At 67.0% G+C, this 16,842-nt stretch carries 12 protein-coding genes; 6 read left to right on the forward strand and 6 right to left on the reverse strand.

Going from position 1 to position 16,842, the window contains the following annotated elements:
* Window positions 1-280 precede the first annotated feature (280 nt).
* The 3 genes from PKE71_RS06660 (at window position 281) to ppa (ending at window position 6,906) form a co-directional block, all read left to right on the forward strand.
* Window positions 281-1,702, forward strand: coding sequence for an NAD(P)-dependent oxidoreductase (locus PKE71_RS06660; RefSeq protein ID WP_271186167.1), 1,422 nt, complete (start codon window positions 281-283; stop codon window positions 1,700-1,702).
* Entirely contained in the window at window positions 1,699-6,228 is a 4,530-nt protein-coding gene (gltB, locus tag PKE71_RS06665) for a glutamate synthase large subunit (protein ID WP_271186168.1), read from the forward strand. The genes PKE71_RS06660 and gltB overlap by 4 nt, the downstream gene beginning before the upstream one ends.
* Before the next feature lie 144 nt (window positions 6,229-6,372).
* Window positions 6,373-6,906, forward strand: coding sequence for an inorganic diphosphatase (gene ppa, locus PKE71_RS06670; RefSeq protein WP_271186169.1), 534 nt, complete (start codon window positions 6,373-6,375; stop codon window positions 6,904-6,906).
* A gap of 221 nt (window positions 6,907-7,127) precedes the next feature.
* On the opposite strand, the gene PKE71_RS06675 is transcribed toward ppa, so the two are convergent.
* The 6 genes from PKE71_RS06675 to PKE71_RS06700 are packed head-to-tail and all read right to left on the reverse strand — an operon-like array spanning window position 7,128 to window position 12,479.
* Window positions 7,128-8,759, reverse strand: coding sequence for a phytoene desaturase family protein (locus PKE71_RS06675; protein ID WP_271186170.1), 1,632 nt, complete (start codon window positions 8,757-8,759; stop codon window positions 7,128-7,130).
* A gap of 58 nt (window positions 8,760-8,817) precedes the next feature.
* On the reverse strand, window positions 8,818-9,192 hold the full coding sequence (locus PKE71_RS06680; protein WP_271186171.1) for a hotdog family protein: 375 nt from the start codon (window positions 9,190-9,192) through the stop codon (window positions 8,818-8,820).
* Window positions 9,183-9,560, reverse strand: a complete 378-nt coding sequence (locus PKE71_RS06685; protein WP_271186172.1) for a MaoC/PaaZ C-terminal domain-containing protein — start codon at window positions 9,558-9,560, stop codon at window positions 9,183-9,185. Before PKE71_RS06685 ends, PKE71_RS06680 begins: the two co-directional genes overlap by 10 nt.
* Window positions 9,557-11,059 carry an AMP-binding protein gene (locus PKE71_RS06690; protein ID WP_271186173.1) on the reverse strand — a complete coding sequence of 501 codons (1,503 nt, stop codon included), beginning with the start codon at window positions 11,057-11,059 and terminating at the stop codon, window positions 9,557-9,559. Before PKE71_RS06690 ends, PKE71_RS06685 begins: the two co-directional genes overlap by 4 nt.
* A gap of 23 nt (window positions 11,060-11,082) precedes the next feature.
* Window positions 11,083-11,874, reverse strand: a complete 792-nt coding sequence (locus PKE71_RS06695; protein WP_271186174.1) for an enoyl-CoA hydratase/isomerase family protein — start codon at window positions 11,872-11,874, stop codon at window positions 11,083-11,085.
* Complete coding sequence (locus PKE71_RS06700) at window positions 11,871-12,479, reverse strand: TetR/AcrR family transcriptional regulator (protein ID WP_271186175.1); 609 nt, start codon at window positions 12,477-12,479, stop codon at window positions 11,871-11,873. The genes PKE71_RS06695 and PKE71_RS06700 overlap by 4 nt, the downstream gene beginning before the upstream one ends.
* Window positions 12,480-12,562: 83 nt before the next feature.
* Here PKE71_RS06700 and PKE71_RS06705 point away from each other — a divergent pair, with 83 nt between their 5' ends.
* The 3 genes from PKE71_RS06705 (at window position 12,563) to PKE71_RS06715 (ending at window position 16,826) form a co-directional block, all read left to right on the forward strand.
* Window positions 12,563-13,477, forward strand: a complete 915-nt coding sequence (locus PKE71_RS06705; protein ID WP_271186176.1) for an alpha/beta fold hydrolase — start codon at window positions 12,563-12,565, stop codon at window positions 13,475-13,477.
* Window positions 13,474-15,777, forward strand: coding sequence for a TonB-dependent receptor (locus tag PKE71_RS06710; RefSeq protein ID WP_271186177.1), 2,304 nt, complete (start codon window positions 13,474-13,476; stop codon window positions 15,775-15,777). Before PKE71_RS06705 ends, PKE71_RS06710 begins: the two co-directional genes overlap by 4 nt.
* A gap of 113 nt (window positions 15,778-15,890) precedes the next feature.
* Complete coding sequence (locus PKE71_RS06715) at window positions 15,891-16,826, forward strand: alpha/beta fold hydrolase (RefSeq protein ID WP_271186178.1); 936 nt, start codon at window positions 15,891-15,893, stop codon at window positions 16,824-16,826.
* The last annotated feature ends 16 nt before the right edge of the window (window positions 16,827-16,842 follow it).

The following is a 16,842-nucleotide window of genomic DNA, read 5'->3' on the forward strand; positions in this document are numbered from 1 at the left end:
GCCATTCTCGCATGATCTGGTGTGACCGGGGATAAGTTTCAACGAATGTTCTCTGTGACCGGGAGATTGTCCAACCATCTTGTGTTGCGCTGCAGCGGCGCCGGTCGGATCGAGGAATAAAATTGCAGTTGAAGTGCCGTTGTGTTTCTGACAAGGCATAAGCATCCCTTCAAATCGGGATATCGGGCAAAAAGTGCTAAAGGGTCGCGTGGCCGCCATCTTGTGCGGCGGCGGGGTCTGTGCTGCACTAGCGAATTCGTGACCAGATGAGGGGCATCGCTTGCTGAGATTTGTAGACATCGACCAGGCCTATCCGGAGAAGCGTTCCGAGACGGAAAGACGGCAGGATTTCAACGAGATCTATCGTCCGTTCGACCCGGTGAAGGCGAAGGACCAGGCGTCGCGGTGTTCGCAATGCGGCATTCCCTTCTGCCAGTCCGGCTGTCCGCTGCACAACAATATCCCCGACTGGCTGATGCTCGCGGGCGAGGGGCGGCTGGAAGAGGCCTACGAGATCTCCTCGGCGACCTCGACCATGCCGGAGATCTGCGGCCGCATCTGTCCCCAGGACCGTCTGTGCGAAGGCTCCTGCGTGGTGGAGAAGTCCGGCCATGGCGCCGTGACCATCGGCGCGGTCGAGCAATACATCACCGACACGGCCTGGAAAGAAGGCTGGGTGAAGCCGATCCGTCCGGGCGCGCCGCGCGGCGCAAGCGTCGGCATTGTCGGGTCCGGCCCGGCCGGCCTGGCGGCCGCGGAAAAGCTGTGCGAGGCCGGCTATGCGGTGACGGTCTATGAGCGCTCCGACCGCGCCGGCGGACTTTTGATGTACGGCATTCCCGGCTTCAAGCTGGACAAGGCCGTCGTGCAGCGCCGGCTCGACCGGCTGACCGAGGCCGGCGTGGAGATCCGCACCGGTTTCGAGGTCGGCCGCGATGCGACGCTGGCCGATCTGCGCAGTGAGCATCATGCGGTCCTGCTGGCGACCGGCGTCTATGCCGCGCGGCAGCTGACCTGTCCGGGTGCGGGCGACGGGGTCATCGCGGCGCTGGACTATCTCACCCGCTCCAATCGCAATGATCTGGGCGATGCGCCGGACAGCGGCGACCGCCTGTCCGCCAAGGGCAAGCGTGTCGTGGTGATCGGCGGCGGCGACACGGCGATGGACTGCGTGCGCACGGCCGTGCGCCAGGGCGCGGCCTCCGTGACCTGCCTCTATCGCCGCGACCGCGAGAACATGCCGGGCTCGGCCCGCGAGGTGAAGCACGCCGAGGAAGAGGGCGTCGTTTTCGAATGGCTGTCCTCGCCGCTCGCCGTGCTGACCAAGGGCGAGGCGATCACCGCCGTGCGCGTGCAGGGCATGCGCCTGGGCGCGCCGGACGTGTCCGGCCGCCGCGCACCGGAGCCGGAACCGGGCCGCACTTTCGATGTCGGCGCCGACATGGTGATCTCGGCCCTGGGCTTTTCGCCGGAAGACATTCCGGCCCTGTTCCAGGCGCCGGATCTGGAAACCCACCGGGATGGCCGGATCGATGGCGATCTGGCTACCAAGATGACCAGCCTGGACGGCGTCTTCGTCGCCGGCGATCTGCATCGCGGTGCCTCGCTGGTCGTCTGGGCGATCCGCGACGGCATGGATGCCGCCCGCTCGATCGAGAGCTATCTGTCGAACCGCCTTCAGGTTCTGGGAGCTGCCGAATGACACACCAAACCTGGAATGAGGCCCGCACGCGGGCCGGCTTGTCCCTGCTCGAAAGCACGGGTCTGTGGCGTCCGGAAGACGAGCGTGATGCCTGCGGCGTCGGCCTGATCGCCGACATGCAGGGCCGCGCCCGCCGCGACATCGTGGAACTGGCCATCGACGCCCTCAAATCGGTCTGGCACCGCGGCGCGGTCGATGCCGACGGCCTGACCGGCGACGGGGCCGGCCTGCGCGTCGGCGTGCCCCAGGACTTCTTCAAGGCGGCCGTGGCCCGCACCGGTCACGAGCCGGAACGCGGCGATGTCATCGTCGGCATGGTCTTCCTGCCACGCACGGATTTCGGCGCTCGCGAACGGGCCCGGGCGATCATCGAAGCGGAAATCCTGCGCGAGGGCTTCGCCTTTTATGGCTGGCGCCAGCCGCCGGTCGACACCTCGGTGCTGGGCGACAAGGCGCGCGCCACCCTGCCGGAAATCGAGCAGGTGCTGTTCCGCGATCCGCGCGGCCGCGACATCGATACGGTCGAGCGCATGCTCTACATCGTGCGCCGGCGCATCGAGCGGCGCGCGCGCGAGGAGAATCTGCGCGACCTCTATGTCTGCTCCCTGTCCTCGCGCGACGTGATCTACAAGGGCCTGTTCCGCGCCCAGGATATTGACGGTTTCTTCCACGATCTGCGGCACCGGGACTTCGTCTCGCCCTTCGCCATTTTCCACCAGCGCTATTCCACCAACACCTTCCCGGAATGGCGGCTGGCCCAGCCTTTCCGGATGCTGGCGCACAATGGCGAGATCAACACGATCCGCGGCAATACCAACTGGATGAAGAGCCACGAGATCCACATCGCCGAAACCGCCTTTCCTGGCGAGGAGCGCGATGTGCGGCCGGTGATCCAGCCGGGCGCGTCGGACAGTGCGGCGCTCGACCAGGCCTTCGAGATCCTGGTGCGGGCCGGGCGCTCGGCACCGATGACCAAGACCATCCTCATCCCCGAGGCCTGGTCCAAGCGTGCCGACGTGATGCCGGAAGGCTGGGCGCGCATGTATGAATACTGCAATGCGGTGATGGAGCCCTGGGACGGGCCGGCCGCGATCGCCGCCTTCGACGGGCGCTGGGCCATCGCCGGCATGGACCGCAACGGGCTGCGGCCGATGCGCTATGCCACGACCGAGGACGGTATCCTGGTCGCCGGGTCGGAGACCGGCATGGCGCCGATCGACCAGTCCAGAGTGGTCGAGCGCGGCTCGATCACGCCGGGCCGGCTGATCGCGCTGGATATCGAGAACGGCCGCTTCTACCGCGAGCAGGAAATCCTCGACGAGCTGAGCGAACAGCATCCCTATTCGCGCTGGCTGGGCGAGATGGAAGATATCGAGCCGGTGATCGGCCCGGGTGCCGAAACACAGGCCTACAGCGATGACGAGCGCACGCGGCGCCAGGCCGCCGCCGGCTTCTCCTTCGAGGGGATCGAACTGGTGCTGAACGCCATGGCCGAGGACGGCAAGGAAGCCGTCGGCTCGATGGGCGATGATGCGCCGCTGGCCGTGCTGTCGGAAAACTACCGGCCGCTCTCGCACTTCTTCCGGCAGAATTTCTCCCAGGTCACCAACCCGCCGATCGACCCGCTGCGCGAAGGCCGGGTGATGGGTCTGAAGACCCGGTTCCGCAATCTTGGCAATATCCTGGCCCAGGGCGAGGCGCGCGCCAGCGTGCTGGTGCTCGACAGCCCGATCCTGACCAATGGCGCCTATGAGCGCTGGCGCGAGCATATGGGCGGGGCGGTCAAGGAGATCGACTGCCTGCTGCCGGTCGAGGGTGCGACGGGCAATGGCCACACCCTGCGCAAGGCGCTGGACGGTGTGATCGCCGAAGCCGTCGCTGCCGTGCGTGACGGTGCGGCCCACCTGGTGCTGACCGACCACCGCCAGGACGACAGGCGGGCGGCGCTGCCGATGATCCTGGTGGCCGGCGCGGTGCATTCCACACTGACCCGAGAGGGGCTGCGCAATTTCTGCTCGATCAATGTGCGTTCCGCGGAGTGTTTCGACTCCCACTATGCCGCCGTGCTGATCGGTCTCGGTGCGACGACGGTGAACCCCTATCTCGCCTTTGACACGGTCACCGCGGGACGCGAGACCATGGGCGGCGATCCCTGGGCCCAGGGCCGGGCGCGCCGGCTGAAGGACGCGCTGGATGGCGGGCTGCTGAAAATCCTGTCCAAGATGGGCATCTCGATCATCTCCTCCTATCGCGGGGGCTGTAATTTCGAGGTGCTCGGACTGTCGCGCGCCCTGGTGGAAGCCTATCTGCCGGGCGTGGTCAGCCGCATTTCCGGGATCGGCCTGCCGGGTCTGGAAGCGCGCACGGTCGACCTGCACCGCAAGGCCTGGGCGGGCGCGGCGCGCCTGCCGATCGGCGGCTTCTACCGCCAGCGGGCGTCCGGCGACCGGCACGCCCTGTCGGCGCGCGTGATCGACGAGCTGCAGACGGCGGTGAAGGATAACGACGCCTCGGCCTGGGGCCGCTATCGCGAAGCGGTCGCCGCCCAGGGGCCGATCCATCTGCGCGATCTGATCGACATGCGTCCGCTGGGGCCGGGCATCGGGCTCGACCGGGTGGAATCGATCAACGGTATCCGCCGGCGTTTCGTGACGCCGGGCATGTCGCTGGGCGCCCTGTCGCCGGAAGCGCATGGTGCGCTGAATGTGGCGATGAACCGGATCGGCGCGAAATCGGTGTCCGGCGAGGGCGGCGAGGACCCGGTCCGCTACAAGCCGATGCCCAATGGCGACAACATGAATTCGGCGGTCAAGCAGATCGCGTCGGGCCGTTTCGGCGTGACCGCGGAATATCTCAACCAGTGCCGCGAGTTCGAGATCAAGGTCGCCCAGGGCGCCAAGCCCGGCGAGGGCGGGCAATTGCCCGGCTTCAAGGTGACCGAATTCATCGCCCGCATGCGGCATGCGACGCCGGGCGTCAGCCTGATCTCGCCGCCGCCGCACCATGATATCTATTCCATCGAGGACCTGGCGCAGCTGATCTACGATCTCAAGCAGATCAATCCGAAGGCGCGCGTCGGTGTGAAACTGGTGGCGGCCGCGGGCGTCGGCGCCGTCGCGGCGGGTGTCGCCAAGGCGAATGCCGACATCATCAACATTTCCGGCTCGGTCGGCGGGACCGGCGCTGCGGCGCTGACCTCGATCAAGTTTGCCGGCGGACCGCTGGAACTCGGCCTGGCCGAGGCCCACCAGATGCTGTCGCTCAACGGGCTGCGCGAACGCGTCACCCTGCGGGCCGATGGCGGGATCCGCACCGGCCGCGACGTGGTGATTGCCGCCATGCTGGGCGCCGAGGAATTCGGTATCGGCACGGTGTCGCTCCTGGCGCTGGGCTGTCTGATGGTGCGCCAGTGCCATTCCAATACCTGCCCGGTCGGGGTGTGCACCCAGGACGAGGATCTGCGCGCCCGCTTTGGCGGTTTCCCGGACCATGTGGTCAATCTGATGACTTTCCTGGCGCAGGATGTGCGCGAGATCCTGTCGGGTCTCGGCGCGGCTTCGCTGGAAGACGTGATCGGCCGTTCCGATCTTCTCGCCCAGGTCTCGCGCGGCTCGGAATCGCTGGACGATCTCGACCTGTCGCTGATCATGTCGCGCGCCGACGCGGTGGAGCGGCCTGCCCGCTCGACCCGCAGCCAGCGCAACGAGGTCACGCCCAGCCTGGACGAGCAGATCATCGCCGATGCCGCTCCGGCCTTCGACCGCGGCGAGAAGATGCAGCTGGACTATGGCGTGAAGAATACCGACCGCACGGTGGGTACGCGCACCTCCTCGGAGATTGTCACGCGCTTCGGTCCGGACGGTCTGGGCGAGGATCATCTCACCCTGCGCCTGCGCGGTTCGGCCGGTCAGTCGCTGGGGGCGTTCGCGGCGCGCGGTCTGCGCATCGAGCTGGACGGCGATGCCAATGACTATGTCGGCAAGGGCCTGTCCGGCGCGACCCTGATCGTGCGGCCCTATGGCGGGTCCAGCCCGGCCAACGAGGCCCACGCCATCATCGGCAATACCTGTCTTTACGGCGCCACCTCCGGCCGCCTGTTTGCGGCGGGCCGGGCCGGCCAGCGCTTTGCCGTGCGCAATTCCGGCGCCGAGACGGTGGTCGAGGGCTGCGGCACGAATGGCTGCGAATACATGACCGGCGGCACGGCCGTGATCCTCGGTCCGGTGGGCGATAATTTCGCGGCCGGCATGACCGGCGGCGATGCCTTCGTCTATGATCCCGACCGGCGGCTCGATGCCCGGCTCAACCCGGAAACCGTGCTGGCCTTCGATCTGGAAGGCGAGGCCGAGCAGCGCTGCCTGGCGCTGATCGAGGCCCATGCGAAGGCCACCGGATCGGTCGTGGCAGCCCGTCTGCTGGCGGCCTGGGAGGCCGAGCGCGGCTATTTCGTGCACCTGCGCGGCGAGGAAGTGGTCAAGCGGGAACGCGTCCGTCTGACCCCGGCCAATGAGAGCCGCTCGGCCTGACGAAAACCTGTATTGCGGTGCAGCAGAGGCATTGGTTCCGGCCCGGGAACAGCGTAAGAGGTCGCCAGTTTTTCTCGTGGCCTCGCGCTCCGGCTTGCCGGCGTGTCCGTCTGGCCCCGATCGACCGGCCGTAAGGAGCATGCGATGCGGATCGACAAAATCTCCGCGGGTGAGAACCCGCCCGAGGACATCAACGTCATCATCGAAGTCCCGGTGGGCGGTCAGCCCGTCAAATACGAGATGGACAAGGATGCCGGTACGCTCTTCGTCGACCGCTATCTGCACACGCCGATGAGCTATCCGTGCAATTACGGCTTCATGCCGCACACCCTGTCCGAGGACGGCGACCCGATCGACGTCATGATCATCGGTCACACCACGCTGGTGCCGGGCTGTGTCGTGCGCGCCCGTCCGATCGGCGTGCTGATGATGGAAGACGAGAGCGGTCTGGACGAGAAAATCCTCTGCGTGCCGCACCACAAGCTGTCGCCGCTCTATGACGAGATCAAGGAATATGGCGATGTCGCCCAGCCGCAGCTGATGCGCATCAAGCATTTCTTCGAGCACTACAAGGATCTCGAGCCCAACAAGTGGGTGAAGGTCACCGGCTGGGGCGACAGCGCCAAGGCCCGCCAGCTGATCCTCGAGTCGATCGAACGCGCCGGCCCGGACGCGTAGGTCGAAGCTCGATGCCGACATGCAAAGCCCCGGTCGGAAGGCCGGGGCTTTTTCTTTCCTCCCCATGGAATGGGGAGGGGGACCCGCGAAGCGGGGGAGGGGCCGCTGCGGTACGCGGCGGAATGGAGGAGCGAGGTTCGAACGCCCCCGGCGCTTTGCGCCGCCCCTTCGACCCGATGCTGCGCATCGGCCCACTTCCCCACGATGTGGGGAAGAAAATCTCAGATCCGCCGTCTGAAATCCCGCAGGATCTCCCGGGCCGCGTTGTGGCCGGGGGCGCCGGTGACGCCGCCGCCGGGATGGGTGCCGGAGCCGCACTGATAGAGGCCTTTCACCGGGCTGCGATGATCGGCATGGCCCAGTACGGGGCGGGCGGAGAAGAGCTGGTCGAGGCTCAGCGCGCCGTGGAAGATGTCGCCGCCGACCAGGCCGAATGTGCGCTCCAGATCCTTCGGTGACAGGATCTGCCGGCCGAGGACCAGACCGGAAAAGCCCGGCGCCCAGCGCTCCACCGTGGCGATCATGTGGTCGGCCACCGCGTCGCGGCAATCGTCCCAGTCGCGCCCGCCGGGCAGGACGGGAGCGACATGCTGGCAGAACAGGCTGGCGACATGCTGTCCCGGCGGGGCGAGCGTGTCGTCGAGCGTCGAGGGGATCAGCATCTCGATCACCGGTTCGCGCGACCAGCCCTCGCGCCGGGCATCGCTCCAGGCGCGGTCCATATAGTCCAGGCTGGGGGCGATAATGATGCCGGCGGTGAGGTGGTCGCCCGGTTCGGGCCGGGCGGTGAAACGCGGCAGGTCCTTCAGCGCGACATTCATCCGGAACGTGCCCGAGCCGCAGCGATAATGGGCGATGCGTTCGCGGAAATCGGCGGGCAGCTGGGCGTCGTCGACCATGGTGCCGCCGAACAGGAGTTTCGGGTTGAGATTGGAGACGACGGCGCGGGCGCGGATCGTCTCGCCGCTTTCCAGCACCACGCCCTGGGCCCGGCCCTTTTCGGCGATCACTTCGCGCACGGCTGCGCCGGTGCGCAGCACGACGCCGCGCTCGCGGCAGCAGGCCGCCATCGCCTGGGTGATCGCGCCCATGCCGCCGATCGCATGCCCCCAGGCGCCCTTCTTGCCGTTCACCTCGCCGAACAGATGGTGCAGCAGCACATAGGCGCTGCCGGGCGTGTAGGGACTGGCGAAATTGCCGACAATGCCGTCAAAGCCGAACAGCGCCTTGATCGGTTCGCTCTCGAACCAGCCGTCCAGCCAGTCGCCGGCGGACTTGGAGAAAAGGTCGAGCAGGTCGCGCTTGGCGGTCATCGACAGCCCGCCCAGCCGGCCGCCCAGTCCGAGCGCCTTGAACAGGTCGGGCAGGGCGCCGGTCAGGCTGCCCTCGCGCAGATTGGGCGGGGTTTCCAGCACCAGCTGGCGCAGCGTGTCGGCGATGGTTTCCAGCCGTGCTTCGTATTCGCCAAGGCGGGCGGCGTCGCGGGTGGAGAATTTCGCGACCTCGTCATGCGTCAGGCCTGGTCCGGCGAGCAGACAGCCCTCATCCAGCGGCAGGAAATTGCCGACCTTGCGCTCGACGATCCTGAGGCCGTGCCGGTGCAGGTCGAGATCGGCGATCACTTTCGGATTGAGCAGGGAGACGGTGTAGGCGGCGACGGAATTGCGGAAACCGGGATGGAATTCCTCGGTGACCGCCGCCCCGCCCAGCACGTCGCGCCGTTCCAGCACGGTGACTTTCAGGCCGGCTGCCGCCAGATAGGCGGCGCAGACGAGGCCGTTATGGCCGCCGCCGATCATCACGATATCGGTGTCCGGCGCGGTCCGGGCGGCGGGTTTCAGCACGGCGTTCATGGCCGGCGAGTTTCCACGGCGCCCATGAAAAGCGCAATCCCGCGCGCAGGTTGTGGCGTCAGGCAAAGGCGCCGGCGACATCGCGCGCCAGTACGAGGGCGCGGCCGCGGGCGACCAGAGTGCCGTCCTGTGTGCGGCAGGTGGTGGCGAGGTCCACCAGATGCTTGTCCGGCCGCAGGCGGGTGATCTCGACCGTCGCGGTCACGGGCGCGTCCAGCGGCGCATCGGCGAGAAACTCGGTTTCCTGCTTGAGATAATTCGTACCCTGGCCGGGCAGGTCGACGCCCAGGAGATAGGAAAACATCCCGTTGATCAGCGCTTCGGGCACGCTGGTGCCGCTGTCGGGGGCACCCGTGAGACGCTGCAGGGCGTCGATATCGGCGCGGGTGAAAGTGCGGGTCGTCTGTGCGCTCAGGCCTTCGCTCAGCGGCATGGGGCCACCTCCGTTTCGCCGCGGCAGGTCACTTCGCCATCGGCCAGCCGGGTCACGGTGAGGGCGATTGTGATCCGGTCCGCGGTCTCGCCGGTCGTCTCGGCTTCAAAGCGCAGGGCTTCACCGGCGGGCGAGGGGGCGGGATACATGGTCGACTGGCGGATCTGCCGTCCGCCGGGCACGATCTCCTCGACCAGGCCGCGCAGCACCGAACACAGGAGCGCGCCATGCGCGACAGTGCGGCCGAACCGGGTGCGGGCCGAGAAGTCCGGGTCGACATGGATCGGGTTATCGTCGCCGGAGAGGGCGGCGAAGGCGTCGAAATCGGCCTGGGTGAAGGTCTTCTCCAGCGTCGCGCGGCGGCTCATGTGAGAGCCTCGGGCACGGGCAGGAGATGCTTCTGGACCTTGCCGGCAGCGGTGCGGGGCAGGTCGTCGGTGAAGCGGAAATGGCGCGGCACCTTGTAGGCGGCGAGCCGTTCGCGGCACCAGTCCGACAGGGTTTTCGCGTCGGCGCTCCGGCCCTGGCGCAGGATGATGTGGGCGCAGCCCACCTCGCCCCATTTCTCGTCGGGCACGCCGGCGACGGCGGCTTCCTGCACGGCCGGGTGGAGGGACAGCACGTTCTCGACCTCGGCCGGATACACGTTCTCGCCGCCGGAGATGTACATCTCCTTGATCCGGCCGGCGACATAGCAATAGCCCTCGTCGTCGAAGCGGCCGAGATCGCCGCTCTTCAGCCAGCCATCGGGTGTGAAGAGGGCGGCGGTTTCCTCCGGCCGCTGCCAGTAGCCCGGGGTGAGGCCGGGGCCGAAGAACTGGATCTCGCCGGTCTCGCCGGGCGGCAGGGCGCGGCCGTCCGGTCCGGCGACGCGCGCCTCGACAAGCACCTGCGCCTTGCCCACCGAGCCGATCTTGCGCAGGGCGTTGGCCTCATCGGAGAGGAAGGCGGTGGGCCCGGTCTCGGTCATGCCGAACCCGTTGCACACCAGCGCCCCCTTGCGGGCCATGGTCTCGACCAGCACGTCCGGCAAGGGCGCGCCGCCGCAGGACCAGTGGCGCAGCCGGGTCAGTTCGGTGGTTTCGAAATCGGGATGCAGGGTCAGTTCGCGATAGACCGCCGGCACGCCGATGAAGACATCCAGCTCGCCGGCATCGATCAGGGCCAGCGTTGCGGCCGGATCGAAGCCGGGCAGGATGTGCACCTTGCCGCCGTTTATCAGCACCGGGAGGGTGTGAAGATTGATGCCGGCCGTGTGGAAGAGCGGCAGGAAGTTCAGCGTCGCATCGCCCGGACGCAGGCCGATCGCCTGGCCGATATTGATCGCGTTCACCAGGGCCATGCGATAGGTCTGGATCACGCCCTTGGGCCGGCCCGTCGTGCCGGAGGTGTAGATCAGATACCAGGGCTCCCCGCCCGGCCAGGCCGTGCGGCCGGCGTGGGGTTCGAGGGCGTCGCGGCGGCCGGCATAACCGGTTTCCAGATCGAGGCTGGCAAGGCTGTGCGTGCGGGCCAGCACGGCGGCGGTCTCGCGATCCTCATCGCCAAAAACGATGAGTTTCGGTGTGCAGTCTTCGACCAGCCCGTCCAGCTCGCTGGCCGGCATGCGCCAGTTCAGCGGCACCAGGATGGCGCCCAGCTTGGCGCAGGCGAACAGGATCTCGAAGAACTCGACCCGGTTGCGGCACAGGATGGCGACCCGGTCGCCCGCATCGATCCCTTCGGCCGCGAGCAGGCTGGCGGCACAGGCGCTGCGCCGGTCGAGGGCGGCATAGCTCAGCGTCTCGCCGGTCTCCACAATGTGGAAGGCGGTCGCGTCAGGTGCCAGCGCGGCGCGGCGCGCCGTGATATCGGTCAGTATGTCCATGCCAGTCCTCCCGAATGGGCATGCTATTTCGCGCCGGCGAGGAAGGCGTTCATGCGCGCTCTTGTGTCCTCGCGGGCAATGCGGTCGAGAAATTCGCTTTTTTCCTGGTCCAGGCGTCCGGCCAGGTCCGGCCCGGCGATCTGCGCGTCGAGCAGGTGCCGGGATGTCAGGGCAAGGCCGGGATCGAGCGGTTCGAGTGCGGCGAGCTGCCGGTCGATCTCCGCATCCATGCCGCCCGTTTCCACCACCCGGTCGACCAGACCGATGGCCAGCGCGCCGCGGGCGTCCAGCCGTTCGTCGAAGGCGAGCCAGCGGGCGGTGCGGGCGCGGCCGATGCGTTCCGGCATCAGCGCCGTCCAGCCGCCATCCGGCGCAAAGCCCATGCGGGCATAATAGGGCTGGATGAAAGCCGTCGCGTCCATGAGGATCATGTCGGCCGCGAGCATCAGGCCCACCGATCCGCCCGTCACCGGTCCGTTGACGGCCGCGATGACCGGGCAGGGCATGTCGCGCAGGCGCAGGATCACCCGGTTCAGCGTGCCGACCACGCGCTCCGAATAGGCCAGCAGCGCCTCGCGGTCGTCCGCGCGGGCACGGAATTCCCCGACATCGCCGCCGGCGGAAAAGGCGCGCCCGGCCCCGGTCACCACCACAGCGCGGATATCGCCGGCCGTGTCCAGCGCATCGAGACAGCCGTCCAGCAGGTCCGGGACGAGCGCATTGCCCCGGTGCGGCCGGTCGAGCACCAGCCGCAACACGCCGCTGCGCGTCTCTGCCCGGACGGTGCCGGTGGAGGCTGCAGCGGCCGCGCTCACGCTTCCAGGCCCCGGCGGATCAGGTCGGCGGCCTTGCGGGCGACGTCCTCGGCACTGCTTTGCGTATCCCAGATGCCATAGCGCAGACCCAGAAACACGCTCATCCCGATCAGCGCCCAGGCGCGCACCGTCTCGTCGCCCTCGCGGATCTCGCCACGCTCGGCGGCCTCGGACAGGTTGCGGCAATAGCGTTCGGCGAACCGGTCATAGTGGGCCTTGTAGGCGTCCGGTGCGACGAACTGGGCCTCCTCGATGATGCGGTAGAGATTGGGGTGGGCGCGGGCAAATTCGATATAGGCGACCAGGCCGAGGTGCTCGGCCTCCATGCGGTCCCTTGCCCCCTTCACCCGTTCGGCGATCCAGCCGCGCACCATCTCGCCCATATGGGCGACGAGGGCGCGGAAAATCTCGTCCTTGGAGTCGAAATAGACGTAGAACGTGCCCAGAGCCACCGACGCACGGCGGGTGATGTCGCCGATCGATGTGGTGTGGAATCCGCCTTCCCCGAAAGCCCCTTCCGCCGCATCCAGCAGCTTTGCCCGGGTGCGCTGGCCGCGCGCGGTCTTCGGCTTTTTCGCCGTCGTGGTCGTGTTCAAAGTTGACATATGATTCAGTTTTCACAAAATTGCTTCCCACGCAATATGGCATGAAAGCCAGGGCGGGGGAGGATCCAGGAGTTGTCGGAACCGTGCTGAATATCCGCTCGGACAATCCGGCCGGCCGTGACGGGGTGCTGAAAAGCCTCGCACTGCCGGATGGGACGGACATGGCCTACCGGGATGCCGGGCAGGGGCCGGTCCTGCTGCTCGTGCATGGCTGGGCGGCCTCCGGACGGTTTTTCGATCCGATTGTCGATCTCCTGAAGCAGGACTTCCGCGTCATCATTCCCGATCTGCGGGCGCACGGACAGACGCCGGCGGGGCCCGGCAGGCCGGATATCGACACGCTTGCCGACGATCTCGTTGTGCTTCTCGACACGCTCGACATCACCGGTGCCGTCGCGCTGGGCTGGTCGATGGGCGCCCAGGTGCTCTGGAGCCTGATCGAACGCCATGGAGCGGACCGTCTGGCCGGCCTCGTGGTCGAGGATATGAGCCCGCGCATTCTCAACACGGACGACTGGCCGCTCGGCATGGCCAGCGGCATGGATACGGCCGGCAGCCAGCGCGCGCTCGACGCGATGCGCTCGAACTGGCCGGCCTACGCGGCCGCCTTTGTGCGCCACATCTTCTCCCGCGATCGCGCCAGCCGCGATCCGGATCTCATTCAGCGCGTGCTGGTGGAACTGCACCAGTGCGACGCCGAAGCCATGGCGGCCCTCTGGGAATCCATGGCCGGACAGGATTTCCGTCCGGCCCTGCCCGCCATGTCTCTGCCGGTTCTGGTGACCTGGGGCGAGGCCAGCCAGGCCTACAACCCCGCCACGAGCCGGTATCTCGTCGACACCTTGCCGAATGCGCAGGGCAAGGCCTTCGCCCAGTCCGGGCACGCGCCGCATCTCGAGCAACCCGAAGAGTTCGCCGAAGCGGTCCAGCAATTCGCCAGCCAGGTCCAGGCCGGCGTCACCCACCCAGAAAATATCGAGGGGAGTTTCTCGTCATGAAGAAAACGATCACCAAAGCCGTCCTCCTTGCGAGCACGGTCGCCTCGGCCGCGCTGATTTCGGCGCCGGTCCTGGCTCAGGACGATGCCGGCGCGGCTGAAACCCGCGACGTCATCACCGTCACCGCCCGCCGCCGCGAGGAAACGCTGCAGGACGTGCCGCTTTCCGTCTCCGCCCTGTCGGGTGCCGAGCTCGAGCGCACCGGCGCCATCGACATTACCGCCGTGGCGGAAGTCACGCCGAACGTCACGCTGGAAGTCTCCCGCGGCACCAATTCGACGCTGACCGCCTTCATCCGCGGTATCGGCCAGCAGGATCCGGTCGCCGGCTTCGAGGCCGGTGTCGGCATCTATGTCGACGACGTCTATTTCAACCGTCCGCAATCGGCCGTTCTGGACATCTATGATGTCGAGCGCATCGAAGTGCTGCGCGGCCCGCAGGGCACGCTGTACGGCCGCAACACGGTCGGCGGCGCCGTCAAATACGTCACCAGCCGTCTCGACCCGGACGCACCGACCCTGGATGCCCGCATCAATGTCGGGTCCTACAACCAGCTCGACCAGATCGTGTCCGGCAGCGTGCCGCTGACCGACACCTTCCGCGTCGGCGGTGCCGTGGCCAACCTGCAGCGCGACGGTTTCGGCGACAATCTCTATACCGGCCAGGACAACTACAACAAGGATGTGCTGGGCTATCGCGTCAGCGCCGAATGGGAGCCGACGGCCGACCTGTTCTTCCGTCTCGCCTATGACCGCGTCGAGGATGACTCCAACCCGCGCGGCGGCCACCGCCTGATCCCGAGTGCGCCGGGCTACACGCCGAGCTATCCGGTTCTGGACGATGTCTTCGACACCCGCGCCGGTCTGGACGTGGTCCGGCAGAGCGTCGAGGCCGAGGGCCTCTCGCTGACGGCGGAATGGGAAATCAACGAGCACTTCACGGTGCGCAACATCCTGTCCAGCCGCGAAGACGCTTCGGTCACGCCGATCGATTTCGACAGCCTTCCGGAAGGCGACTTCGACGTGCCGGCGATCTACGAGAACGAGCAGTTCTCCGAAGAATTCCAGCTGCTCTATTCCAGCGAGCGCCTGAACGGTGTGATCGGCTACTACTATCTCGACGCCAGCGCCTACACCGTGTTCGACGTGCTGCTCGACACCACGCTGGCCGGCCTCAACGCCCAGACCTATGGCGATGTGGACACCAAGACCTGGTCGCTGTTTGCCAACTTCACCTATGACCTGACCGATCAGCTGAGCCTGACGGTGGGCGGCCGCTATACCGAGGACGAACGTACCTCGCGCGTCCTGCGCCGCACCTATCTGGGCGGTTTCTCCGAATATTTCGGTGGTGCAGGCGTGTCGATCGCGACCACGTCGGATTTCCTGGGCACCAATACCTGGGATGATTTCAGCCCGTCGATCTCGCTGGCCTGGCAGCCGGATGCAGAGAACAATTTCTACGCAACCTTCAGCCGCGGCTTCAAGGGCGGCGGTTTCGACCCGCGGGCCCAGACCACGGGTGCGCCGGACTTCGACCAGAACGGCACCGTCAGCGAAGCGGAAGTCTTCGAGTTCATGAGCTTCGATCCGGAGACCGTGAACAGCTATGAAATCGGCTGGAAGTACGAGAATGGCCGCTACCGCCACGCACTGGCCTATTTCTACATGGACTATACCGACGTCCAGGTCCCGGGTTCGGTGGGTATCGATACCGACAATGACGGCGTCAACGACACCTTCACGGGCGTGACGACCAATGCCGGTGCCGCCACCATCCAGGGCATCGAGTATGAAGGCATGCTGGACATTGCCGACGACCTCATCAATCCAGGCGACAATCTGAACCTGGTGTGGGCGGTCGGCATTCTGGACGGCCAGTACGACCAGTTCATCAACGCCTTCGGCGTCGACATCTCCGACGATGTGGAAATCCAGAACACGCCGGACATGACGGCCAGCGCCACGCTGACCTACATGACGCCGTTCGCGGGCGGCGACCTGACCATGCTGGGCACGGTGAGCCATCGCGGCGACTCCACCCAGTTCGAAGTGCCCTTCGAGGCGCTCGACCAGGAAGCCTACACGCTGTTCAACGCCTCTGTGGTGTGGGACAGCGCCGACGATCGCTGGCAGCTGGGCCTTCATGGCCGCAATCTGACGGACGAGGAATACATCGTCGCCGGCTATGACTTCGTCAACAACACCACCTTCGCACCGGAGCTGGGCCAGGCGGGCACGCTGACCGCCTACTACGGCAACCCGATGACGATCACCGGAACCATCGCGTTCCGTTACTAGGCACAGCCAGGGCGGGCTGGTCCCTCCCCGGCGCGCCCGAAAGCTGCCAGACTGGGCCGGCGCTGCGATCTGCAGTGCCGGCCATTTCCTTTCTCCCGCCCGGAGCTTCCGTCATGATGCGCACGCTTGGTCTCATCCTTCTTCTGCTGGCGATCGTCGCCGGTATCGCCTGGTTCGTCTTCGGACGCGGCGGCTCCGGACCGGCCCCTGAAGCGGCGATCGACTCGCCCTGGTGGAGTGCACAGGACCGGCTGGTCGATGTCGACGGTGTCACGGCGCGGGTTCGCGTCGAGGGACCGGACGATGCCCCGGTCATCGTGATGATCCACGGCTTCTCCTTCTCGCTGGAAAGCTGGGATGACTGGGCGGACGCGCTTTCCGCCAATTACCGCGTCGTGCGCATGGACCTGCCGGGCCATGGCCTGACCGGCCCGGATCCGCAGGCGCGCTACTCCGTGCCGCAAACGGTCGAATTCCTGGGCGGTCTGATGGACGCGATGGATATCGACCGCGCGACGCTGGTGGGCAATTCACTCGGCGGTCTGGTCGCCTGGCGCTATGCCGCCGATCATGGCGACCGGGTCGAGAAACTGGTGCTCGTCGCGCCGGGCGGCTTCTCGATCAATGGCGTCACCGAGGAACCGGTCGATGTACCGGTCGGCGTGCGCTTCTATCTCACCCAGGGTCCGCAGCCGGTTGTCGCAGGGGCGACGGCGGCGCTGTTCGGCGACCCGGCGCGCATGGATCCGGACCTGCCGGGCCGTGTGTACGGGCTGATGCAGGGCGAGGGCGTGGGCGAGGCGCTGGTCGAGCGGCTGGAGGTCTTCACCCTGCCGGCACCCGAAGCGGATCTCGCGCGGGTGACGGTGCCGGCGTTGATCCTGTGGGGCGGCCGCGACGGTATGGTGCCGGTCGATCACGCGGCCCGTTTCGAGGCGGCGATGCCGGATGCGCAGCTCGTTGTCTACGACGATCTCGGCCACATCCCGCACGAGGAAGCGCCCGACCGGACTCTGGAAGATGTGCGGGCGTTTCTGGCAGAAAACTAGCGCAATCTCATCGCCA

It is taken from the genome of Maricaulis virginensis (genome assembly GCF_027922185.1).
In the GTDB taxonomy this organism is placed as follows: Bacteria; Pseudomonadota; Alphaproteobacteria; order Caulobacterales; family Maricaulaceae; genus Maricaulis; species Maricaulis virginensis.